22 protein-coding genes are annotated in these 21,816 nt (G+C 69.1%); 18 read left to right on the top strand and 4 right to left on the bottom strand.

Annotated features, from left to right (window positions below; genetic code table 11):
- Nucleotides 1-435: 435 nt before the first annotated feature.
- The 3 genes from epsC to cysK (ASD93_RS08360) are packed head-to-tail and all read right to left on the bottom strand — an operon-like array spanning nucleotide 436 to nucleotide 2,941.
- Nucleotides 436-1,026 (bottom strand): serine O-acetyltransferase EpsC, encoded by a 591-nt coding sequence (epsC, locus tag ASD93_RS08370; protein WP_235566917.1) that lies wholly within the window; start codon nucleotides 1,024-1,026, stop codon nucleotides 436-438.
- Nucleotides 1,023-1,976 carry a cysteine synthase A gene (cysK, locus tag ASD93_RS08365; RefSeq protein WP_056121291.1) on the bottom strand — a complete coding sequence of 318 codons (954 nt, stop codon included), beginning with the start codon at nucleotides 1,974-1,976 and terminating at the stop codon, nucleotides 1,023-1,025. Before cysK (ASD93_RS08365) ends, epsC begins: the two co-directional genes overlap by 4 nt.
- Nucleotides 1,977-2,002: 26 nt before the next feature.
- Nucleotides 2,003-2,941, bottom strand: a complete 939-nt coding sequence (gene cysK / locus ASD93_RS08360) for a cysteine synthase A (protein ID WP_056121288.1) — start codon at nucleotides 2,939-2,941, stop codon at nucleotides 2,003-2,005.
- Between the two features lie 127 nt (nucleotides 2,942-3,068).
- On the opposite strand from cysK (ASD93_RS08360), the gene prmC reads away from it, so the two are divergent.
- From prmC to ASD93_RS08295, 13 genes are all read left to right on the top strand, one after another.
- Nucleotides 3,069-3,947: a peptide chain release factor N(5)-glutamine methyltransferase gene (gene prmC / locus ASD93_RS08355; protein ID WP_056121286.1), complete on the top strand. Its 879-nt coding sequence runs from the start codon at nucleotides 3,069-3,071 to the stop codon at nucleotides 3,945-3,947.
- 50 nt (nucleotides 3,948-3,997) lie between these two features.
- The gene (locus ASD93_RS08350) at nucleotides 3,998-4,684 is read left to right on the top strand and encodes an L-threonylcarbamoyladenylate synthase (RefSeq protein WP_056121285.1); all 687 of its coding nucleotides are present in this window, start codon (nucleotides 3,998-4,000) and stop codon (nucleotides 4,682-4,684) included.
- On the top strand, nucleotides 4,681-5,844 hold the full coding sequence (locus tag ASD93_RS08345) for an MraY family glycosyltransferase (RefSeq protein ID WP_056121282.1): 1,164 nt from the start codon (nucleotides 4,681-4,683) through the stop codon (nucleotides 5,842-5,844). Before ASD93_RS08350 ends, ASD93_RS08345 begins: the two co-directional genes overlap by 4 nt.
- On the top strand, nucleotides 5,841-6,368 hold the full coding sequence (locus tag ASD93_RS08340; RefSeq protein ID WP_056121280.1) for a hypothetical protein: 528 nt from the start codon (nucleotides 5,841-5,843) through the stop codon (nucleotides 6,366-6,368). The genes ASD93_RS08345 and ASD93_RS08340 overlap by 4 nt, the downstream gene beginning before the upstream one ends.
- 128 nt (nucleotides 6,369-6,496) lie before the next feature.
- A complete protein-coding gene (atpB, locus tag ASD93_RS08335) occupies nucleotides 6,497-7,309 on the top strand; it encodes a F0F1 ATP synthase subunit A (protein WP_414843710.1) in 813 nt (270 codons plus the stop codon).
- 61 nt (nucleotides 7,310-7,370) lie between these two features.
- Nucleotides 7,371-7,610, top strand: coding sequence for an ATP synthase F0 subunit C (gene atpE, locus ASD93_RS08330; RefSeq protein WP_056121278.1), 240 nt, complete (start codon nucleotides 7,371-7,373; stop codon nucleotides 7,608-7,610).
- A gap of 28 nt (nucleotides 7,611-7,638) precedes the next feature.
- The gene (locus tag ASD93_RS08325; protein WP_056121276.1) at nucleotides 7,639-8,202 is read left to right on the top strand and encodes a F0F1 ATP synthase subunit B; all 564 of its coding nucleotides are present in this window, start codon (nucleotides 7,639-7,641) and stop codon (nucleotides 8,200-8,202) included.
- Nucleotides 8,202-8,993, top strand: coding sequence for a F0F1 ATP synthase subunit delta (locus ASD93_RS08320; RefSeq protein WP_056121274.1), 792 nt, complete (start codon nucleotides 8,202-8,204; stop codon nucleotides 8,991-8,993). Before ASD93_RS08325 ends, ASD93_RS08320 begins: the two co-directional genes overlap by 1 nt.
- Nucleotides 8,994-9,068: 75 nt before the next feature.
- Nucleotides 9,069-10,709, top strand: coding sequence for a F0F1 ATP synthase subunit alpha (atpA, locus tag ASD93_RS08315; protein ID WP_056121272.1), 1,641 nt, complete (start codon nucleotides 9,069-9,071; stop codon nucleotides 10,707-10,709).
- A gap of 20 nt (nucleotides 10,710-10,729) precedes the next feature.
- Complete coding sequence (locus tag ASD93_RS08310; protein WP_056121270.1) at nucleotides 10,730-11,626, top strand: F0F1 ATP synthase subunit gamma; 897 nt, start codon at nucleotides 10,730-10,732, stop codon at nucleotides 11,624-11,626.
- 22 nt (nucleotides 11,627-11,648) lie between these two features.
- Nucleotides 11,649-13,097: a F0F1 ATP synthase subunit beta gene (gene atpD, locus ASD93_RS08305; protein WP_056121267.1), complete on the top strand. Its 1,449-nt coding sequence runs from the start codon at nucleotides 11,649-11,651 to the stop codon at nucleotides 13,095-13,097.
- 34 nt (nucleotides 13,098-13,131) lie between these two features.
- Nucleotides 13,132-13,392, top strand: coding sequence for a F0F1 ATP synthase subunit epsilon (locus tag ASD93_RS08300; protein WP_056121264.1), 261 nt, complete (start codon nucleotides 13,132-13,134; stop codon nucleotides 13,390-13,392).
- An 84-nt stretch (nucleotides 13,393-13,476) separates the two neighbouring features.
- Nucleotides 13,477-14,226, top strand: a complete 750-nt coding sequence (locus tag ASD93_RS08295) for a YaaA family protein (RefSeq protein WP_056121262.1) — start codon at nucleotides 13,477-13,479, stop codon at nucleotides 14,224-14,226.
- A gap of 35 nt (nucleotides 14,227-14,261) precedes the next feature.
- On the opposite strand, the gene ASD93_RS08290 is transcribed toward ASD93_RS08295, so the two are convergent.
- Nucleotides 14,262-14,759 (bottom strand): DUF4282 domain-containing protein, encoded by a 498-nt coding sequence (locus ASD93_RS08290; protein WP_056121259.1) that lies wholly within the window; start codon nucleotides 14,757-14,759, stop codon nucleotides 14,262-14,264.
- 157 nt (nucleotides 14,760-14,916) lie between these two features.
- Here ASD93_RS08290 and ASD93_RS08285 point away from each other — a divergent pair, with 157 nt between their 5' ends.
- From ASD93_RS08285 to ASD93_RS08265, 5 genes are all read left to right on the top strand, one after another.
- Nucleotides 14,917-15,732 (top strand): large exoprotein, encoded by an 816-nt coding sequence (locus tag ASD93_RS08285; protein WP_157536906.1) that lies wholly within the window; start codon nucleotides 14,917-14,919, stop codon nucleotides 15,730-15,732.
- A gap of 202 nt (nucleotides 15,733-15,934) precedes the next feature.
- The gene (locus tag ASD93_RS08280; RefSeq protein ID WP_056121257.1) at nucleotides 15,935-16,933 is read left to right on the top strand and encodes an aldo/keto reductase; all 999 of its coding nucleotides are present in this window, start codon (nucleotides 15,935-15,937) and stop codon (nucleotides 16,931-16,933) included.
- A 139-nt stretch (nucleotides 16,934-17,072) separates the two neighbouring features.
- On the top strand, nucleotides 17,073-18,806 hold the full coding sequence (locus ASD93_RS08275) for an ABC transporter ATP-binding protein (protein WP_056124214.1): 1,734 nt from the start codon (nucleotides 17,073-17,075) through the stop codon (nucleotides 18,804-18,806).
- On the top strand, nucleotides 18,803-20,848 hold the full coding sequence (locus ASD93_RS08270) for an ABC transporter ATP-binding protein (RefSeq protein ID WP_056121255.1): 2,046 nt from the start codon (nucleotides 18,803-18,805) through the stop codon (nucleotides 20,846-20,848). The genes ASD93_RS08275 and ASD93_RS08270 overlap by 4 nt, the downstream gene beginning before the upstream one ends.
- 49 nt (nucleotides 20,849-20,897) lie before the next feature.
- Nucleotides 20,898-21,758, top strand: a complete 861-nt coding sequence (locus ASD93_RS08265) for a PP2C family protein-serine/threonine phosphatase (RefSeq protein ID WP_056121253.1) — start codon at nucleotides 20,898-20,900, stop codon at nucleotides 21,756-21,758.
- Nucleotides 21,759-21,816 lie beyond the last annotated feature (58 nt).

The following is a 21,816-nucleotide window of genomic DNA, read 5'->3' as shown; positions in this document are numbered from 1 at the left end:
TGGATGCGTCGCCCCCTCCGCCCCCGCGGCTCCTCACCTGGGTCTGCTCCGTTTGTGCGGGCGCATGCGCGCCCGACCCAGGCTTGACACGCATTTTCGCCCGCACAAACGGATCAGGGCGCCCGTCGACCTACTCTGGTGCACAACTCCGGCAGTTCTGCCCGCGCCGCGGGCTCCGGCCACGGAACTCCGGGGGCGCGGCCTCACCACCTCGTCTACCTGCCGGAGTTGTGCTCGCCGCCCGACCTCGGATCGCTGGATGCGTCGCCCCCTCCGCCTCCCCGCGGCTCCTCACCTCGGTTTGCTCCGTTTGTGCGGGCGTATGCACGCCTGGCCCGGGCTCGACACGCACTTTCTCCCGCACAAACGGAACGGGGCGCGCGCACAAACGGAACGGGGCCCCGCGAGCCGGCGGGGCCCGGCGATCCGGAGGCGTCAGATGTGGTACTCGAGGTGCTCGGGTGCCGTCAGGATGGCGCGGGTCTCCTCGCCGTCGCGGCGCTGACGGGGCTTGGCGGGCACGCCGACGAGCACACTGTCGGCCGGAGCATCCTTCGTGACGACGGCGTTCGCGCCGACGACAGACCCCGCGCCGATCGTGATCGGGCCGAGGACCTTCGCGCCCGCGCCGATCGCGACGCCGTCCTGAATGGTGGGATGCCGCTTCCCGCCCTCGCGCTGACGTCCGCCGAGTGTGACCCCGTGGTAGAGCATGACGTCGTCGCCGACTTCGGCTGTCTCACCGATGACGACGCCCATGCCGTGGTCGATGAAGAAGCGGCGGCCGATGGTCGCACCGGGGTGGATCTCGATGCCCGTCAGCCAGCGGGTGATCTGCGAGCCCGCGCGCGCCACGAACCGCAGGCCTCGCACCCACAGCGCGTGCCACACCCGATGCGCCCAGATCGCGTGGAGGCCGGGGTAGAGGAGGGCGATCTCGAGGCTGCTGCGCGCCGCGGGATCGCGGAGACGTGCCGCGGTGAGGTCTTCGCGCACGCGCGCGAGGGTCCCGATCCGCTCGCTCACGACGACGCCTTCTCGGGCTCGCGCAGGTGCTCGTACAGGGCGGTCGAGAGGTAGCGCTCCCCGGAGTCGGGGACGATCACGACGATGCGCGCGCCGGCGGCCTCGGGCCGTGCCGCGATCTCGAGCGCCGCCCACACGGCCGCGCCGGCCGACATGCCCGCCAGGATGCCCTCGCGGGTGGCGAGGTCGCGCGCGACCCGGATCGCGTCGTCGAACTCGACGTCGAAGATCTCGTCGATCACGGAGCGGTCGAGCACCGCGGGCACGAAGTTGGGTCCGATGCCCTGGATGCGGTGACCGCCCGCGCGACCCTCGCTGAGCATGGGGGAGTCCTTGGGCTCGACGACGGCGATCTTCACCTCGGGGTTGCGCTGCTTGAGCACCTGCCCGACGCCCGTGATCGTGCCGCCCGTGCCCGAACCGGCGACGAAGTAGTCGACCCTGCCCTCGGTGTCGCGCCAGATCTCCTCGGCGGTCGTGCGCCGGTGGATATCGGCGTTCGCCTCGTGCTCGAACTGCTTCGCGAGAATCGCGCCGGGGGTGGCGGCGACGATGCGCTCCGCCTCGGCGACGGCCTCGGTCATGCCCTTGTACGGGTCGGTGAGCACGAGTTCGGCGCCGTAGGCCTTGAGGAGCGTGCGACGCTCCTTCGACATCGACGCGGGCATCGTCAGGATGACCTTGTACCCGCGCGCGGCGCCGATCAGCGCCAGTGCGATGCCGGTGTTCCCGCTCGTCGACTCGACGATCGTGCCACCCGGCTTCAGCTCGCCCGACTCCTCGGCCGCCGCGATCAGCGCGTATCCGAGGCGGTCCTTCACACTCGATCCCGGGTTGTAGAACTCGAGCTTGACGAGCACCTCGGCGCCCAGGCCCTCGGTGAGAGCGTTGAGCCTCACCAGGGGGGTCTCGCCGAAGGCGGTGGAGATGTCGGAGTGGATCCCTGGCACGGAGCGCCTTTCTGCAGCGGTGTGCGTCAATCCTCTCGCAGGTTCTCGAAGAGTGCGGTCGAGAGGTAGCGCTCGCCGAACGACGGCACGATCACGACGATGTTCTTGCCCTCGGCCTCGGGGCGTGCGGCGATCTGCAGCGCCGCCCAGATCGCGGCGCCCGAGGAGATGCCGACGAGGATGCCGTCCTGGGTCCCGACCGCGCGTGCGGTCTCGATCGCGTCGGGGAACTCGACGTCGATGACCTCGTCGATGACGCCCTGGTCGAGGATCGGGGGCACGAAGTTCGGGCCGATTCCCTGGATCTTGTGAGGTCCGGGGGTGCCCTTGGTGAGCAGGGGCGAATCGGCCGGCTCGACGGCGATCACCTTCGCGCCGGGCACGCGCTCCTTGAGCACCTGGCCGACGCCGGTGATGGTTCCGCCCGTGCCGATGCCGGCGACGAAGTAGTCGACCTGGCCGTCGGTGTCGCGCAGGATCTCCTCGGCCGTCGTCTTGCGGTGGATCTCGACGTTCGCCTGGTTCTCGAACTGGCGGGCGAGCACAGCACCCGGGATCTCGGCGAGGATCTCGTCGGCCTTGGCGAGAGCGCCCTTCATGCCGCCGGCCGGGTCGGTGAGCACGAGCTCGGCTCCGTAGCCCTTGAGCAGCAGGCGACGCTCGATCGACATGGACGAGGGCATCGCCAGCACGACGCGGTAGCCGCGTGCCGCGCCGACCATGGCCAGCGCGATACCGGTGTTTCCGCTGGTGGCCTCGACGATGGTGCCGCCCGGCTTGAGCTCGCCGGATGCCTCGGCCGCGTCGACGATCGCGATGCCCAGGCGGTCCTTGACGCTCGACGCCGGGTTGTAGAACTCGAGCTTCACGATCACGTTGCCGCCGACGCCCTCTGCGACGCGGTTGAGGCGCACCAGCGGGGTGTTCCCGAAGGCGGAGGTGATGTCGGGGTGGATGCCGGTCATTTCGGGCCTTTCGAGGGAAGGTCAGCGGGTGGGAGACAGCCTACGGGGGCACGGCTTTCGTGAGTCCTTGTGTGACAGCGGCCTGGCCTCGGCCCGGTACCCTGCCGGGCTTAGGCTGGACGGGCTCATGCCTGCACCCGAACCCCCCACCGCCCTGTCCGACGCCCTCCGCGCCGCGACCGCGCGCCTCGGCGACGCCGGCGTCCCCGATCCCGAGGTCGACGTCGAACTGCTCGCCGCCTTCGTACTGGGCACGGGTCGCGGGGGAGTGCAGGCGGCGACCATCCGCGGAGACGTGCTCTCACCCGACGACGCCGCGCGCCTTTGGTCCCTCGTCGCCCGCCGGGCGACGAGGGAGCCGCTGCAGCACATCGTGGGCCTCGCGCCCTTCCGTCACCTGGAGCTGCGCGTAGGCCCCGGCGTTTTCGTGCCCCGCCCCGAGACCGAGATGGTCGCGCAGCTGGCGATCGACGCGCTGCGGGCCGCGGCATCCGCCTCTCCTGTCGCCGTGGACCTCGGCACCGGAAGCGGCGCGATCGCCCTCGCGATGGCGACCGAGGTCCCGCACGCCCGTGTCTTCGCGGCCGAGAACTCGGTGGAGGCCTTCGTGTGGACGAAGGAGAACTTCGCACGCGTCGGCGCCGACAACGCGCAGCTCGCCTTCATCGACCTCGCGCACGCGTTCCCCGACCTCGACGGGACGGTCTCGGTCGTCGCATCCAATCCGCCGTACGTTCCGGATGCCGCGATCCCGCGCGATCCGGAGGTGCGGTTCTTCGACCCGCCGGCCGCGCTGTACGGGGGAGAAGACGGGCTGGACGTCGTGCGGATCTTGAGCGGGGTGGGTCTCCGGCTGGCGCATCCGGGCGGCACGATCGTCATCGAGCACGGAGAGTGGCAGGGCGAGGCGATCCGCGGGATCCTGCGCGCCGACGGGTGGCGCGCGGCATCGACGCACCCCGACCTCACGATGCGCGACCGGGCGACGACCGCCATCCGGCCCTGACCCCGGCTCGCAGCATCCGTTCACGAGCCCGCAACTAGACTGTGCGCGACATGTCCCCCATCTTCGACTGCCGTGATGAGGCGCAGCTGCTGGCCGGCATGCGCCTGGCGCGCCAGGCCATCGGCCGCGGCGATCTCGTCGTCGTTCCCACCGACACCGTGTACGGCCTCGCCGCCGATGCGTTCAGCGCGAAGGCCGTGCAGAAGCTCCTCGACGCGAAGGGCCGCACACGCCAGATGCCGCCGCCCGTGCTGGTCGCCGGCGTCGCGACGCTCCGGGCCCTCGTGGCCGAGGTGCCGCAGCCGGTCGAGGCGCTCGTCGAGGCGTTCTGGCCCGGCGGGCTGACCATCGTCCTCCCCGCGCAGCCGTCGCTGTCGTGGGATCTCGGCGAGACGCGCGGCACGGTCGCCGTGCGCATGCCCGCGCACCGGATCGCGCTCGCCCTCCTCGAGGAGACCGGACCGCTCGCGGTGTCCAGCGCCAACCTCACCGGCAAGGCCGCCGCGATCGCCGCGGAGGACGCCCAGGCGATGCTGGGCGAGAGCGTCGCGGTATATCTCGCTGACGGCATGTCTGCCGACGGCATCGCCTCGACGATCATCGACGCGACCAGCCTGGTCGGCGGCGAGGAGCCCGTCGTCCGCGTGCTGCGCGAGGGGGCGATCTCCCGCGCGCAGCTCCGCGACGTGCTGGGCGACCTGCTGGAGCCCGACCCCGACGACCCGAGCGCCCCGTGAAGCAGTACGTCTTCATCGTCCTCTTCACGGCCAGCGTCACCTTCGCGCTCTCCTGGACGGTCTGGCGTCTCAGCCTCCGGTACAAGCTGTATCCCGGCATCCGTGAGCGCGACGTCCACAAGACGCCGACTCCGCGGCTCGGCGGAATCGCGATGTTCGCCGGCGTCGTGGCGGCGTTCCTGGTCTCGTCGCAGCATCCGTTCTTCGCCATCATCTGGAGCGAGCCGGTCCAGATCTGGGCGATCCTCGGGGCGACGTTCCTCATCGTGCTCGTCGGCGTCGCCGACGACCTGTGGGACCTCGACTGGATGATCAAGCTCGGCGCGCAGTTCCTCGCCGCCGGGATCATCGCCTGGTTCGGCGAGCTGCAGATCTACTCGCTCCCCATCGGCGGGATCGCGATGGGGTCGAGTTGGATGAGCTTCACCCTCACCGTGTTCGCGATCGTCGTCGTGATGAACGCGGTGAACTTCATCGACGGGCTCGACGGCCTCGTGGCCGGGGTCTGCCTCATCGCGAACAGCGTCTTCTTCGCCTACACGTACATGCTCTCGCGCGACACGGGTGCCAGCTCGTACTTCAACCTCGCGTCGCTCATCGCGGCGGTGCTCATCGGCGTCTGCGCCGGGTTCCTGCCCCTGAACTGGCGGCCGGCGAAGCTGTTCATGGGCGACTCCGGCGCCCTCATGATCGGGCTGCTGATGGCGTCGTCCGCCATCGCGGTCACCAGCAGCATCACACCGGCGATGGTGGGCGACAACGACGAGTTCGGCCGCTCGCAGCTCCTGGGTGCCTTCATCCCGATCCTGCTCCCCGTCGTCATCGTCCTGCTGCCGCTGCTCGACTTCGGCCTCGCCGTCGTGCGGCGGATGAGTCGCGGCAAGTCCCCGTTCTCACCCGACCGCAAGCATCTCCACCACCGGATGCTCGACATGGGCCACTCCGACCTCGGGGCCGTGCTCATCTTCTACGCGTGGACGGCGACCGTCAGCATCGCCGTGCTGCTCATGTACATCGGCACGTCCGAGAATTGGCCCGGCGACTACCTGTTCGGCGTCGCGTTCGGCGTCGTCGGCGCCGCCGCGTGCCTCGTCGTGACCCTCATCCCCTCGCGCCGCCCTGCGGCCGCGCCCCGACCCGTCCTGGAGGACGCAGCATGACCCCCAGCCCCGTCTCGAGCACCCCGATCCTGCGCACCGTCCTGGTGTGGGCGGGCATCGTCACCGGCGGCCTCGCGCTCGTCGGGGGAGTGATCGGCTACCTCGTCGCCGGCACCGACGGCCTCTGGAGCGCGCTCGTGGGCGTGCTGGTCGCCGCTGGATTCCTCGGCATCACCGTCGCGAGCATCCTCATCGCCAACCGCTGGTACGGCGACCCGCTGTACGTGCCGGTGTTCTTCGGCATCGTGCTCGGCGGCTGGATCCTCAAGTTCCTCGTCTTCATCGTGATCCTGCTCGTGCTGCGCGGGCAGCCGTGGATCCAGCCCACCGTGTTCTTCCTCGCGGTCGTGGTCAGCGTGCTCGCATCGCTCGCCGTCGACGTCGTCGTGCTGATGCGGATGCGGGTGCCCCACGTCAGCGACGTGCAGCTGCCGACCGACCCCGATGCCGGCGATCGCCGCGACGAACCGGCCGAGCGCGGACAGGATCGTCCGGGACAGGACTCAGGGACCTCTCAAGTTTGATAGGCTGATTCCGCGCCCGCCGCTCGCTCTGCGAGCACTTGCGGAGTGACGCTCATCGACCATCGTCGCAACGGTTCTCGACCGATGCCCCGAAGCTGGAGCCAGCGCTGTTTACTCAAGCTGCGACCCTGATCGCCCCCACTGCCGCGGACGCTCCGCCGGAGTTCCACGGTCCTTCGATCGTTGAGTTCTTCCCGGATGGTCTCATCACCTTTCCCGCGATCGTGCTGTTCGGCGATCCGCTCACGATCAACCGGATCCATCTGATCCAGTTCCTCGCGACCGTTGCGGTCATCGTGGTCTTCTGGCTCGGCACGCGCCGCATGCGCGTCGTTCCGGGACGGTTCCAGAGCCTCGTCGAGATGGGCCTGGACTTCGTCCGCGTCAACATCGGCGAGGACCTGCTCGGCAAGAAGGACGCCCAGCGCTTCCTGCCGATCCTCACGACGATGTTCTTCATGATCCTGTTCATGAACATCACGGGAGTCATCCCGTTCCTGAACATCGCCGGCACGAGCACCATCGCGGTGCCGCTGACGCTCGCGATCGTGAGCTACGTCACCTTCATCTACGCCGGCATCAGGAAGAGCCCGAAGAACTTCTTCAAGAACTCCCTCTTCCCGTCGGGCGTGCCGTGGCCGATCTACATCATCGTCACGCCGATCGAGCTCATCTCGACCTTCATCATCCGTCCGGTCACCCTGACCCTCCGACTTCTGATGAACATGATGGTCGGCCACCTGCTGCTGGTCCTCTTCTTCGCCGCGACGCAGTTCTTCATCGTCGAGCTCGGCGGCTGGTGGTCCATCCTCGGCGCTGGCAGCCTCGCGTTCGGCTTCATCTTCACGCTGTTCGAGATCCTGGTGGCCGTCCTCCAGGCTTACGTCTTCGCCCTTCTCACCGCGGTCTACATCCAGCTCGCGGTCGCCGAAGAGCACTGATACGGGACGGCTCTGCAGCCAAGGGACGCAGAGCCGCCCACAACCGAAAGGAAACACCCCCGTGGACGCAACTACGGTTCTCGCCGAGGTCACCGGTTCCATCGCCACCGTCGGCTACGGCCTGGCAGCGATCGGCCCCGCCATCGGTGTGGGCATCGTCGTCGGCAAGACGATCGAGGGCGTTGCTCGTCAGCCCGAGCTCGCCGGCCGCCTGCAGGTGCTGATGTGGATCGGTATCGCCTTCACCGAGGCGCTCGCCTTCATCGGCATCGCCACCGGCTTCATCTTCGGCTACGCCTGATCCACTCGACCTCTACAAAGGAGACAGGATGCTGAACGCTCTTGTCGCGTACGCCGCGGAAGAGGGTGCGGAAGCGCACAACCCTCTCATTCCCGCTTGGTACGACATCATCTGGTCGTCGGTGTGCTTCATCGTCATCCTCGTCATCTTCTGGAAGGTCGCCCTTCCGCGGATGAAGAAGCTGCTCGACGAGCGCTCGACCGCGATCGAGGGGAACATCGCCAAGGCCGACGAGGCCCAGCGCAAGGCCGAGGCGGCTCTGGTGGAGTACACCGCGCAGCTCGCCGACGCGCGCAAGGAGGCCGGTGAGATCCGCGATGCCGCCCGTGAGGACGGCAAGAAGATCGTCGCCGAGGCCAAGGACTCCGCCACCGCGGAGGCCGCGCGCCTCACGGCTACGGCGCACTCGCAGATCGAGGCCGAGCGCCAGACCGCTCTCGTGTCGCTCCGCGGAGAGGTGGGCACACTCGCCCTCGACCTCGCCGGCGGCGTGATCGGCGAGACGCTGTCCGACGACAAGAAGGCTCAGGCCGTCGTCGACCGCTTCCTGGCCGAGCTCGAGGCATCCGAGGCAGAGAAGGCGACGAAGTAATGGGCAGTGCGACCACTCAGGCCGTCGCGGCGACGACGAAGGCGCTCGACGCCGCGTCGGGCGTCGACCTCGACGTGGCCGGCGAGCTGTTCGCCGCGGCGCACGCCGTGGGCGGCTCGTCGCAGCTGAGCGGTGCGCTCGCCGACTCCGCCGCGCCCGCCGCGGCTCGCGCCCAGGTCGTCGCAGCGGTGTTCGGCACGGCGGTCTCACCGACGACGGCGTCGCTGCTCACGACCGTGGTCGCGCAGCGCTGGTCCTCGGCGTCCGACCTGGTCGACGGCATCGAAGAGCTGGCCGTGCGCGCAGCCGCGGTCGCCGAGCCGACGGCCGATGTCGAGGAGGAGCTCTTCCGCTTCTCTCGCACGGTCGCCGAGAACCCTCAGCTCGAGCTCGCGCTGGGCAGCAGGCTCGGCGATGCCTCGGCCAAGGGCACGCTCGTGGAGACGCTGCTCGCGGGCCGGGTCAGCCCGGCCACGACGCTGATCGCGGCATCCCTCGTCCAGGCGCCGCGCGAGCGTCGCGTGCGCCAGCTGCTGTCGCGGGCGACCAAGCTGGTCGCCGACCAGCGCGGACGCACGGTCGCGACGGTCTACACCGCTGCCCCGCTCAGCGCCGCGCAGGTCGATCGTCTCGCCGGGACGCTCACCAAGCGCTACGGCACCCAGGTGTCGCTCAACACGGTCATCGATCCCACGGTGGTCGGCGGGCTGCGCGTGCAGATCGCCGACGACGTGATCGACGCCAGCGTGTCGTCCCGGCTGGCGGATCTCCGCCAGCGACTGGCCGGCTAGCACACACTTCCCGCCGCGGGCGGAGATTTCGGGGCCGAGCGCCCCACACACAGAACTTGGAACAAAGGGAAGACCATGGCAGAACTGTCAATCAGCCCCGACGTCATCCGTGACGCGCTGAAGGATTTCGTCGCCGCCTACGAGCCCACCGGGGCAGCGGCGACCGAGGTCGGCACCGTCATCGACGCCGCCGACGGCATCGCCCACGTCGAGGGACTCCCCGGCGTGATGGCGAACGAGCTCGTGACGTTCGAGGACGGCACGCTCGGACTCGCGCAGAACCTCGACGAGCACGAGATCGGCGTCGTCGTCCTCGGCGAGTTCTCCGGCGTCGAGGCGGGCCAGCCCGTCACCCGCACCGGCGAGGTGCTGTCGGTCCCCGTCGGCGAGGGCTACCTCGGCCGCGTGGTCGACCCGCTCGGCAACCCGATCGACGGTCTCGGCGAGATCACCGGCATCGAGGGCCGTCGCGCCCTCGAGCTGCAGGCGCCCGGCGTCATGCAGCGCAAGTCGGTGCACGAGCCGCTGCAGACCGGCATCAAGGCCATCGACGCGATGATCCCCGTCGGCCGCGGCCAGCGTCAGCTGATCATCGGCGACCGCCAGACCGGCAAGACGGCGATCGCGATCGACACGATCATCAACCAGAAGGCCAACTGGGACTCGGGCGACACCAACAAGCAGGTGCGCTGCATCTACGTCGCCATCGGCCAGAAGGGCTCGACGATCGCCGCCGTCAAGGGCGCGCTCGAAGACGCCGGAGCGATGGAGTACACCACCATCGTCGCCGCCCCGGCCTCGGACCCGGCCGGCTTCAAGTACCTGGCGCCGTACACCGGCTCGGCCATCGGCCAGCACTGGATGTACGACGGCAAGCACGTCCTGATCATCTTCGACGACCTGACCAAGCAGGCCGAGGCCTACCGTGCCGTGTCGCTGCTCCTGCGCCGCCCGCCGGGCCGCGAGGCGTACCCCGGTGACGTCTTCTACCTGCACTCGCGTCTGCTCGAGCGCTGCGCGAAGTTGTCGGACGAGCTCGGCGCCGGCTCGATGACGGGCCTCCCGATCATCGAGACCAAGGCGAACGACGTCTCGGCCTACATCCCGACCAACGTGATCTCGATCACCGACGGCCAGATCTTCCTGCAGTCCGACCTCTTCAACGCGAACCAGCGTCCCGCGGTCGACGTGGGCATCTCGGTCTCGCGCGTCGGCGGTGACGCCCAGGTGAAGTCGATCAAGAAGGTCTCCGGCACGCTCAAGCTCGAGCTTGCCCAGTACCGCTCGCTCGAGGCGTTCGCGATGTTCGCCTCGGACCTCGACGCCGCCTCGCGCCGTCAGCTCGCCCGCGGTGCGCGCCTGACCGAGCTGCTCAAGCAGCCGCAGTACTCGCCGTACCCCGTCGAGGAGCAGGTCGTCTCGATCTGGGCCGGAACGAACGGCAAGCTCGACTCGATCGAGGTGGAGGACGTCCTGTCGTTCGAGCGCGAGCTCCTGGACTACCTGCGTCGCAACACCACCGTGCTCGACACGCTGCGCGACACCAACGTCCTCGACGACGACACCGTGGCCGAGCTCACCAAGAAGACCGACGAGTTCATTCTCGAGTTCCAGGCCGGCAAGGGCCAGGCCATCTCGAAGCCCGGCCACGAAGAGGTCGCGGCGGCGGGTGCCGAAGACGTGAACCAGGAGAAGATCGTCAAGGGCCGCCGCTAAGGCGATACCGGACAGAGACAATGGGCGCACAACTCCGGGTCTACAAGCAGAAGATCAGCACTGCTCAGACGACCAAGAAGATCACGAAGGCGATGGAGCTCATCGCGGCTTCGCGCATCCAGAAGGCGATGGCGCGTGTGCGCGCGTCCTCGCCCTTCGCGCGTGCCGTGACGCGAGCCGTCTCCGCCGTGTCGACGCACTCGAACGTCGAGCACCCGCTCACGCGGGAGCGCGAGGTGATCCGCCGGTCCGCCGTCGTGATCTTCGCGTCCGACCGCGGCCTGGCGGGCGCGTTCAACTCGCAGATCCTCCGCGAGGGCCTCGAGCTGGCCGAGCTGCTGCGGCAGCAGGGCAAGGAGCCGGTGTTCTACCTCATCGGCCGCAAGGCCGTCGGCTACTTCCAGTTCCGTCGTATGGCTGCCGCCGCCGAGTGGACGGGTGACACCGACACCCCGCACTTCCACACGGCGGAGGAGATCGCGGCGACACTGCTCGACGCGTACGACCGCGGTGGCGACGACGGCGGCGTCGACGAGATTAACCTCGTCTACAACCGCTTCGTCAGCATGATGACGCAGACGCCCGAGACCGTGCGCCTGCTTCCGCTGGAGGTCGTCGAGGCCGAGGAATCGGCATCCGCTCAGGTGTACCCGCTCTACGAGTTCGAGCCGGACGCCGAGACGGTGCTCGACGCGCTCCTGCCGGTGTACATCCAGAGCCGTGTCTTCAACGCCCTCCTGCAGTCGTCGGCGGCCAAGCACGCCGCGACGCAGAAGGCGATGAAGTCCGCGAGCGACAACGCCGACAAGCTCATCACCGACTACACCCGCCTGCGCAACAACGCACGCCAGGCCGAGATCACGCAGCAGATCGCCGAGATCGTCGGCGGCGCCGACGCTCTGGCGTCGGGCAAATAGACCACACGAAAGAGAAGAAGCCATGAGCCTCACCGCAGAGAAGACCGAGACCCCGGTCGTCGGCCGCGTCGCGCGCGTGACCGGTCCGGTCGTCGACATCGAGTTCCCGCACGACTCGATCCCCGACATCTACAACGCGCTGAAGACCACCATCGTCATCGACGGCGAGTCGAACGAGATCACCCTCGAGGTCGCGCAGCACCTCGGCGACGACCTGGTGCGCGCCATCGCGCTCAAGCCCACCGACGGCGTCGTCCGCGGCCAGGAGGTGCGCGACACGGGGGAGCAGATCACCGTTCCCGTCGGCGATGTCACCAAGGGCAAGGTCTTCAACGTGATCGGCGAGGTCCTCAACGGCGAGCCCGGTGAGACCATCGAGATCACCGAGCGCTGGCCGATTCACCGCAAGGCGCCGAACTTCGACCAGCTCGAGTCCAAGACGCAGATGTTCGAGACCGGCATCAAGGTCATCGACCTCCTCACGCCGTACGTCCTCGGCGGCAAGATCGGCCTCTTCGGCGGCGCCGGCGTCGGCAAGACGGTCCTCATCCAGGAGATGATCCAGCGCGTCGCGCAGGACCACGGTGGTGTGTCGGTGTTCGCCGGTGTCGGCGAGCGCACCCGTGAGGGCAACGACCTCATCCACGAGATGGAGGAGGCGGGTGTCTTCGACAAGACGGCCCTCGTCTTCGGCCAGATGGACGAGCCGCCGGGCACGCGTCTTCGCGTGGCCCTGTCGGCGCTGACGATGGCGGAGTACTTCCGCGACGTGCAGAAGCAGGACGTGCTGCTGTTCATCGACAACATCTTCCGCTTCACGCAGGCCGGCTCCGAGGTCTCGACGCTGCTGGGCCGCATGCCCTCGGCCGTGGGATACCAGCCGAACCTCGCCGACGAGATGGGTGTGCTCCAGGAGCGCATCACGTCGACGCGCGGACACTCGATCACCTCGCTGCAGGCGATCTACGTGCCCGCCGACGACTACACCGACCCGGCTCCGGCGACCACGTTCGCCCACCTCGATGCGACCACCGAGCTCTCGCGTGAGATCGCCTCGAAGGGTCTGTACCCCGCCGTCGACCCGCTGACCTCGACGAGCCGCATCCTCGACCCGCGCTACATCGGCGAAGACCACTACCGCGTGGCCACCGCCGTCAAACAGATCCTCCAGAAGAACAAGGAACTGCAGGAGATCATCGCGATCCTCGGTGTCGACGAGCTGTCCGAGGAAGACAAGATCGTCGTGTCGCGTGCACGCCGCATCCAGCAGTTCCTCTCGCAGAACACCTACATGGCCAAGAAGTTCACCGGCGTCGAGGGCTCCACGGTCCCGATCAAGGAGACCATCGAGTCGTTCGACGCGATCGTCAAGGGCGACTTCGACCACGTGGCGGAGCAGGCCTTCTTCAACGTCGGCGGCATCTCCGACGTCGAGGAGAACTGGGCCCGTATCCAGAAGGAGAACGGCTGATCATGCTTGTGCTGAGCGAGCGAAGGGAGTCGAAGTGCCCCTCAAGGTGAGTCTCGTCTCCGCCGACGCGGAGGTCTGGTCGGGAGAGGCGTCGCTCGTCGTCGCCAAGACCGTCGAGGGCGAGATCGGCTTCATGGCCGGTCACGAGCCGGTGCTCGCGATCCTCGCCGAGGGTCAGGTGCGCATCACCGAGACCTCTGGCTCGAAGATCGTCGCGAACGCGCAGGACGGCTTCCTCTCCATGGAGGGGGACGATCTCACGATCGTCGCCGGCAACGCGGCGCTCATCTCCTGACACCACTCTGAGCGAAACGCCCCCGTTCGTCACCGGACGCGGGGCGTTTCGTCTCGCTTCGCTCGCTCAACGACCGCGGTGACCATGCTGATCCTCCTGCCCCCATCCGAGACGAAGCGCCCGGGCGGCCGTGCGCGACCGCTGGATGCGGCATCCCTCGCCCTTCCTTCGCTCGCGCCGCAGCGGGCCGCCGTCGTCGAAGCGCTCGTCACGCTGTCGGCCGATGAAGACGCCGCGGCGCGCGTGCTGAAGCTCAGCGCCACGCAGCGGCACGAGGTGGCCGTCAACGCCGCGCTGCAGGGTGCCCCGACGATGCCGGCGGTGGACCGCTACACCGGCGTGCTGTTCGAGGCCCTGGACGCGGCATCCCTCCCGCCGGCGGCGCGCCGCTGGCTCGGAGCCCACGTGCGCGTGCACTCCGCTCCCTTCGGCCCCGTGGGCGCGCTCGACGCCATCCCCACGTACCGCCTCGGCGCGACCGCGTCGCTGCCCGGGCTGCCGTCCCTGAAGCGGGTGTGGGCGGATGCCGTCACCGTGGCCCTCGCAGAGGAGAGGCCGCGCTTCGTGCTCGATCTGCGCTCCGAGGCGTACGTCGCGCTCGGTCCCGTGCCGGCCGGCATCGCGTCTGCGTACGTGCGGGTGGTCGCCGAGGGGGAGGGCGGCGCCGTGCGCGCGCTGAACCACTTCAACAAGCACGCCAAGGGTGCGCTGGTGCGGCGCCTGGCCGAGGAGCGTCCGCGCATCGCGAGCCGCGACGGCTTCGTGAGATGGGCGGATGCTGCGGGCCTGCGCGTGCGCGACGGAGCCGAGGGCGAGCTCGAGCTCTTCGCCTGACCCGGCTTCCTGAGGTGAGTCGGGCGTACTGCGGGTCAGTCGCGTGTGTGCTGCGCCGTGCGCTCGGTGTTCTCGGCGATCGCGATGAGGGCGACGACGGCCTCGATGATGAACCGCAGCGCGATGATCGCGATGAAGGACACCAGGGGGACGATGATGATCGTCGCGATGATCGCCGTGATGCCGGCGCCCGCGTTGATCCACAGCAACGAGATACCGCCGACGAGGCCGTTCACCAGGTAGACGAGGAACCCGATCGCGATCGCGATGAGCCCGACGAGGTAGAAGACGCTCGCGAGGCGACGGGTGATGAAGGTGCGGAAGCTGAGGTCGAACAGCGCGGAGAAGAATCCGCGGCCCACGGCCGTGGCGTCGTCGCTGAGCGACGTCGGCACACCGGTGTTGTCGGGGTCCGCCGCCGGGTCGTACGCGGGCGTGGTCGCCGGGGCGGGCGCGGTTCCCGCGCGAGCCGCCTGCGCCGCCTCGGATGCGGTCAGGTCGGGAAGGGGCGGGACGGAGGTGGAGTCGGTCATGATCCTCAGGCTACCCACCGCGGCCACGGGGGTCAGCCCCCGAATGCGACGTGTCTGCTGACACGGTCGCGCATGCCTCGATAGCATGTGACGCGCGGGGCGTGGCGCCCCGCTCGGCGTGCGGTGCATGCCGAAGATCGTTCCGGAGAGGACGTTCATGTACGACGACGACTACGGGGTGGGGGCGCTGATCGCGCTCTGGCTCGTGCTGCTGCCGCTGCTGGTGATCTTCGCCATCGCCGCATACGTCATCGGTTCGTGGTTCCTGATGAGGATCTTCGAGAAGGCCGGTGTGCAGGGCAAGTGGCGGGCGTGGGTGCCCGTGTACAACATGATGGTCTTCGCCAAGCTCGGCGACCTCAACCCATGGGTCATGCTGGGAGCGATCGTTGCTTCGTCGCTCCTCAGTCAGATCCCTGTCGTCGGCTGGATCCTCGGGCTCGCATCCCTGGCGGCTTCGGTGCTCGTCGGGTGGCGTGTCGGCCTCAAGCTGCAGAAGGACTGGCCGTACCTGCTGCTGTGGCTGATCTTCCCGATCGGCTACTTCATCTGGCTGGGTATTCTCGCGTTCGGCCGCTCGACCTGGAACCCGAACATCGCCCCGGCGCCGTGGGGAAACACCTTCCTCAAGGACAACGTCGTGTGGCAGGGCATTCCGGTGCAGCCGGGCGCCCCGGTTGCGACCGCCGGCGCCGCACCTGCCGGGTACTCCGCACCGCCTGCGGGGTACCAGCCCCCGGCCGGCTACCAGCCCCCGGCCGGTTACACCCCGCCGCCCGCACCCCTGGCGGGCCCTGCCGCCCCGCCCGTCGCGCCGCCGCCCGCCGCCGCGCCGGTCACGCCGCCGCCCGCAGCGGCCGAGCCGCCCGTGACGCCGCCTCCGGCCGCCGCACCGCCGGCGCCCCCGGCAGCGACCGAGCCGCCCGCGCCGGTCACGCCGCCGCCCGCAGCACCGGAAGAGCCGAAGCCGTAGCTTCTCGACACGACGACCCCTCACCTCTCAGGTGGGGGGTCGTCGCATGTCCCGGGGTCGTTCTGTCGTCGTTTCTCCGGAGATCTGCGCTTCTGCGGAGGAGATCGCGGCGGCGGGTCCGGAGAACCGCAGATCTCCGACGAACGATCGCACAGCCGCCGGGTCGGAGAGCGGATGCCGCGGCGCCGGATAACGTGGAGGGATGACCTCCGAACCCGCCGTCCCCCTGCGCCGCGTCGGCGCCTCCGGCCTCCTCGTCTCCGCCGTCGGCCTGGGCTGCAACAACTTCGGCCGCGCCGGCACGCGCACGGAGACGCTCGAGGGCACCCGCGAGGTGCTGGATGCTGCGATCGATGCGGGGGTCACGCTCCTCGACACCGCCGACATGTACGGCAAGGATCCCGGGCTATCAGAAACGCTCATGGGCGAGGCGCTGAAGGGTCGTCGAGACCGGGTGACGCTCGCGACCAAGTTCGGGCACTTCGGACGCGACATGGGGTACGAGGTGACGGGATCGAAGGCGTCGCGCACGTACGTGCGGCGTGCGGTCGAGGCATCCCTCACCCGGCTGCAGACCGAGTGGATCGACCTCTATCAGCTGCACACCCCTGACCCCGGCACCCCGATCGAGGAGACGCTCGACGTGCTGGCCGACCTGGTGCGCGAGGGCAAGGTGCGCTACATCGGCCACTCGAACCTGGCCGGCTGGCAGATCGCCGAGGCGCACTACGTCGCCGCCGAGCGCGCGGGCGTGCCGTTCGTCTCGGCACAGAACCACTACAGCCTCCTCGCGCGAGCGGCCGAGCGCGACGTGCTGCCGGCGGTCGAGCGCTTCGGGCTGGGCTTCCTGCCGTACTTCCCGCTGCACAACGGCCTGCTCACCGGCAAGTTCACCCGCGACCACGCGCCCAGCGACACCCGCATCATGCGCCAGCGGCAGCATGTCTGGCAGGAGGCGCCGTGGGACGCGCTCGAGGCGTTCCAGGCCTTCTGCGACGAGCGCGGCGTCACGATGCTCGAGGCCACGTTCGGCTGGCTGCTGGCGCGGCCGTCGCTGGCGAGCGTGATCGCCGGTGCGACCTCGCCGGAGCAGATCCGCGCCAACGCCGCCGCGGCGTCCGCGTGGTCGCCGACGCCGGACGACCTGACGACGATCGACGCCCTGTTCCCGCTGCCGGAGGACCCGGCCGCGCGCGTCTGAGACCGCTTTCCCACCCGCGTCGCGCGGGTTCGCCGAGGGCGTACGCGGAGGGTTTGTCACGCGCACTCCGCGAGGCGTAGCGTCGCACTCTGTGCGCATGCCGCCTTCCGGCGCCCTCTCGCGCACCGGAAGGACCACCGTGCTCGGAAAGCTCCTGGTGCGCTACCTGCGCCCCGCCTGGGCCCTCATCATCGCCGTCGTCGTGTTCCAGCTCGCGCAGTCGATCGCGTCGCTCCTGCTGCCGACCCTGAACGCGAACATCATCGACAACGGCGTCGTCACGGGAGACATCCCGTACATCTGGCAGACGGGCGGCGTCATGCTCGCCGTCAGCCTCGTGCAGGTCGCATGCGCGATCGTCGCCGTCTACTTCGGATCGCGGCTCGCGATGGGGATAGGGCGCGACCTCCGCGGCGACATCTTCCACCGCGTCGTCGCCTTCTCGCAGCGCGAGGTCGGCCAGTTCGGCGCTCCGTCGCTGATCACGCGCAACAGCAACGACGTGCAGCAGGTCCAGATGCTGGTGCAGGTCTCGGCGACGCTGATGATCTCGGCTCCGATGCTCGCGATCGGCGGCGTCATCATGGCGGTGCGGCAGGATGCCGGGCTGGCGTGGCTCATGGCGGTCGCCATCCCGGTGCTGCTAGTGATCGTGGGCGCGATCGTGTGGCGGATGGTCCCCGCCTTCACGAAGATGCAGAAGCGCATCGACCGCGTGAACCAGATCATGCGCGAGCAGCTCACCGGCATCCGTGTGGTGCGGGCGTTCGTGCGCGAGCGCGAGGAGCGCGTGCGGTTCGCCGCCGCGAGCGACGAGGTGCAGCAGACCGCACTCAAGGCGGGCAACCTGATGGCGCTCATGTTCCCCGCGGTCATGCTGGTGATGAATGTGTCGAGCGTCGCGGTGATCTGGTTCGGGGCGTTCCAGGTGCAGGAGAACGGCGTCGAGATCGGCACGCTGTTCGCCTTCCTCCAGTACCTGATGCAGATCCTCATGGGGGTCATGATGGCGACCTTCATGTTCGTCATGATCCCTCGCGCCGCCGTGTGCGCGAACCGCATCGGCGAGGTGCTCGACACATCGCCGTCGGTGGCGGCTCCCGCGGTCGCGGCGCAGGCGCCGGTGCCCGCCGGGCGCGTCGAGTTCGACGCGGTCGACTTCGCCTATCCCGGCGCCGAGGACGCGGTGCTCCGCGACCTCTCCTTCTCGGTGGAGCCCGGCACGACGACGGCGATCATCGGCTCGACCGGAGCGGGCAAGACCACGCTCATCGGCCTGGTGGCCCGGCTCTTCGACGTCACCGCGGGTTCGGTGCGCGTGGACGGCGTGGACGTGCGCGAGTACGACCCCGATGAGCTGTGGCAGCGCATCGGCCTCGTGCAGCAGCGCGCGTTCCTCTTCTCGGGATCGATCGCGTCCAACCTGCGCTACGGCAATTCCGAGGCCACCGACGAGGAGCTCTGGGACTCGCTCGACCTCGCGCAGGCGCGGGACTTCGTCGAGGGGCTCCCCGAGGGGCTCGAGGCCCCGATCGCGCAGGGCGGCACGAACGTCTCGGGCGGGCAGCGACAGCGGCTCGCGATCGCGAGAGCCCTCGTCAAACGTCCGGAGGTCTACATCTTCGACGACTCGTTCTCTGCGCTGGATCTGAGGACGGATGCCGCGCTCCGCCGGGCGCTGGACACCCGGCTGCCCGATGCGACGCGGATCGTGGTCGCCCAGCGCGTCTCGACCATCCGCCACGCCGACCAGATCGTCGTGCTCGACCACGGGCGCATGGTGGGGATCGGCACCCACGACGAGCTCGTCGAGACCTGCGAGACGTACGCCGAGATCGTCGAATCCCAGCTCACGGCGGAGGCGGCGGCATGAGCGGCCCGCAGCGGGGACCACAGCAGCGGATGCCGCTCCAGCGCGGTCCGATGGGTCAGGTCGCCGGCGGCGAGAAGGCGAAGAGCTTCGGTCCGAGCGCCAAGCGCCTCCTCGGCACACTGCGCTCGGACATGCCGCTCCTGATCGTGGTGCTGGTGTTCTCGGTGCTCTCCGTGGGCTTGAGCGTGATCGGTCCGAAGCTCCTCGGCAACGCGACGAACGTCGTGTTCGCGGGCTTCGTCTCGCTGCAGGTGCCGGCGGGCGCGACCAAGCAGCAGGTCGTGGACGGGCTGATCGCCCAGGGCAACCAGGACCAGGCGAACATGATCGCCGCGATGGACTTCGTGCCGGGAGCGGGTGTCGACTTCGAGCAGCTGGCCTGGATCCTCGCCGGCGTGCTTGCGGTCTATGTGCTGGCGAGCCTCTTCGGCTGGCTCCAGGCGCGGCTCCTCAACGGGATCGTGCAGCGTGCGATGCACCGGCTCCGCCTCCAGGTCGAGGACAAGATCCAGCGACTGCCTCTCTCGTACTTCGACAAGGTGCAGCGGGGCGAGCTGCTGAGCCGCGTCACGAACGACGTCGACAACATCGGCCAGACGATGCAGCAGACCCTCTCGCAGGTCGTCATCTCGCTGCTGACGGTGGTCGGGGTGCTCGTGATGATGTTCGTCATCTCGCCGCTCCTGGCGGTGATCGCGCTCGTGACGATCCCGCTCACGATCCTCATCACCGTCCTCGTCGCGCGGCGCTCGCAGAAGCTGTTCGTCGCGCAGTGGACCTCGACCGGCATCCTCAATGCGCGCGTCGAGGAGACCTTCTCGGGTCACTCGATCGTGAAGGTGTTCGGTCACCAGAAAGAGGTCGAGGCCGACTTCCGCGCCGAGAACGAGGAGCTCTACCGGGCGAGCTTCGGCGCGCAGTTCCTCTCCGGCATCATCATGCCCGCGATGATGTTCATCGGGAACCTGGTCTACGTCGCCATCGCGGTCGTGGGCGGACTCCAGGTCGCTGCCGGCCTGCTCTCGATCGGGGACGTGCAGGCCTTCATCCAGTACTCGCGTCAGTTCACGCAGCCGCTGAGCCAGCTCGGGTCGATGGCCAACCTGCTGCAGTCCGGCGTGGCGAGCGGCGAGCGCGTGTTCGAGCTTCTCGATGAGACGGAGGAGGAGCCCGACGATGCCGACGCGCAGACGGCGCCCGACCACGCGAGCCGTCTCGCATTCGAAGACGTCTCGTTCCGCTACGTCGAGGACAAACCGCTCATCGACGGCCTGTCGCTCGCCGCCGAGCCGGGGAGCACGGTCGCGATCGTCGGCCCCACCGGCGCCGGCAAGACGACTCTGGTGAACCTCATCATGCGGTTCTACGACGTCGACTCCGGCCGCATCTCGCTCGACGGCGTCGACACCCGTGCCATGACGCGCGACGACCTGCGCTCGCGCACCGGGATGGTTCTCCAGGACACGTGGCTCTTCTCGGGGACCATTCGCGAGAACATCGCCTACGGACGACCGGATGCCTCGGAGGAGGAGATCGTCGGAGCGGCCACCGCCGCCTACGTCGACCGGTTCGTCCACGCACTGCCCGACGGCTACGACACGGTGCTCGACGACGAGGCGACCAACCTCAGTGTGGGCGAGCGCCAGCTCATCACGATCGCGCGCGCCTTCCTGGCCGATCCGCGCATCCTCATCCTCGACGAGGCGACGAGTTCGGTCGACACCCGCACCGAACTGCTCATCCAGCGGGCGATGTCGCGGCTGCGCGAGGATCGCACGGCGTTCGTCATCGCGCACCGCCTGTCGACGATCCGCGACGCCGATCTCATCCTCGTGATGGAGAACGGCGCCATCGTGGAACAGGGCACGCACGACGAGCTGCTCGCGGCGAAGGGCGCCTACTGGCGCCTCTACAACGCGCAGTTCGAGGCGCCCATGGACGAGGAGGTGCTCGTCGATCCGGTGACCGTCGGAGCCCCGGCATCCGGCGCGTCGCCCAGCCCCGCCGCCGAGGACGGGGGAGGGGAACCGACTAGTATGTGAGGACGCGTCAGGCCGCCGGGCCTCGCGAACGTCGATCGGGAGGACACGCGTGCCCGAGGTCTCCACCCAGTCGCGCACGGTCCCCGTGCCGGGAGGATCGCTCGACCTCGCCTGGGCGGCGGTCACCGACACCGGCCGTCGCCGCGAGGTCAACCAGGACGCCGTCTTCGCCGCGTACCCGCTGTTCGTCGTCGCCGACGGCATGGGCGGCCATGTCGGCGGGGAGATCGCCAGCGCCAGCACCATCGACCGGCTCAAGGCGATGACCGAGGCGGGCACGGTCAACCCCAAGACGATCGAGAAGGCGCTCGCGCGCGCGGTGAAGGACATCGCCTCCCACCCCGAGGCCACCGACGACGGCACCGGCACGACCCTCACGGGCGTCTACCTCGACACGAGCGGCGAGGCCGCGCACTGGGTGACGCTCAACATCGGCGACTCACGCGTGTACCTCGTCCGCGAGGGATCGATCATCCAGATCACGACGGATCACTCGGTGGTGCAGGAGCTCATCGCGTCCGGGCGTCTCAGCCCGGAAGAGGCGGAGAACCACCCCTACGGCAACGTCATCACGCGCGCCGTGGGGCCGAGTGAGGGCGTGACGCCCGACTACGTCCGGCTGGAGGTGGCCGAGGGCGATCGGTTCGTGATCTGCTCGGACGGGCTCACGAAGGAACTCACGGACTACGGCATCCGTCATTTCCTCGACGAGAATCGCGATCCGGCCGCCGCAGCGACCGCGATGCTCGACGCCGCGCTCGAGAACGGCGGGCGCGACAACATCACGATCATCGTGCTCGACGTCGGAATGCCCGAGCCGCTCGACGACGACGACCATGACGACGACACTGCCGAGAGCGCGCGCGAGGTGCGCGCCGACGAGGACGCCTCCTCCACAGCGGCGGACTGACGCCCCGGTTCCACGAATGCGCCCCGACGGGGGCCTCGCGCCGCGTCGCAGCGGTGCA

This window comes from Microbacterium sp. Root180 (genome assembly GCF_001428485.1).
GTDB lineage: Bacteria > Actinomycetota > Actinomycetes > Actinomycetales > Microbacteriaceae > Microbacterium.
The sequence above is the reverse complement of the archived record's forward strand: the minus strand, read 5'-3'. Positions and strand labels throughout refer to the sequence as shown.

Coding starts and splice junctions, on each gene's coding strand:
- cysK (WP_056121288.1), bottom strand. CDS start 2,941: ATGACCGGCATCCACCCCGACATCACCTCCGCCTTCGGGAACACCCCG.
- prmC (WP_056121286.1), top strand. CDS start 3,069: ATGCCTGCACCCGAACCCCCCACCGCCCTGTCCGACGCCCTCCGCGCC.
- ASD93_RS08350 (WP_056121285.1), top strand. CDS start 3,998: ATGTCCCCCATCTTCGACTGCCGTGATGAGGCGCAGCTGCTGGCCGGC.
- ASD93_RS08340 (WP_056121280.1), top strand. CDS start 5,841: ATGACCCCCAGCCCCGTCTCGAGCACCCCGATCCTGCGCACCGTCCTG.
- ASD93_RS08325 (WP_056121276.1), top strand. CDS start 7,639: ATGCTGAACGCTCTTGTCGCGTACGCCGCGGAAGAGGGTGCGGAAGCG.
- ASD93_RS08320 (WP_056121274.1), top strand. CDS start 8,202: ATGGGCAGTGCGACCACTCAGGCCGTCGCGGCGACGACGAAGGCGCTC.
- atpA (WP_056121272.1), top strand. CDS start 9,069: ATGGCAGAACTGTCAATCAGCCCCGACGTCATCCGTGACGCGCTGAAG.
- ASD93_RS08310 (WP_056121270.1), top strand. CDS start 10,730: ATGGGCGCACAACTCCGGGTCTACAAGCAGAAGATCAGCACTGCTCAG.
- atpD (WP_056121267.1), top strand. CDS start 11,649: ATGAGCCTCACCGCAGAGAAGACCGAGACCCCGGTCGTCGGCCGCGTC.
- ASD93_RS08295 (WP_056121262.1), top strand. CDS start 13,477: ATGCTGATCCTCCTGCCCCCATCCGAGACGAAGCGCCCGGGCGGCCGT.
- ASD93_RS08290 (WP_056121259.1), bottom strand. CDS start 14,759: ATGACCGACTCCACCTCCGTCCCGCCCCTTCCCGACCTGACCGCATCC.
- ASD93_RS08285 (WP_157536906.1), top strand. CDS start 14,917: ATGTACGACGACGACTACGGGGTGGGGGCGCTGATCGCGCTCTGGCTC.
- ASD93_RS08280 (WP_056121257.1), top strand. CDS start 15,935: ATGACCTCCGAACCCGCCGTCCCCCTGCGCCGCGTCGGCGCCTCCGGC.
- ASD93_RS08270 (WP_056121255.1), top strand. CDS start 18,803: ATGAGCGGCCCGCAGCGGGGACCACAGCAGCGGATGCCGCTCCAGCGC.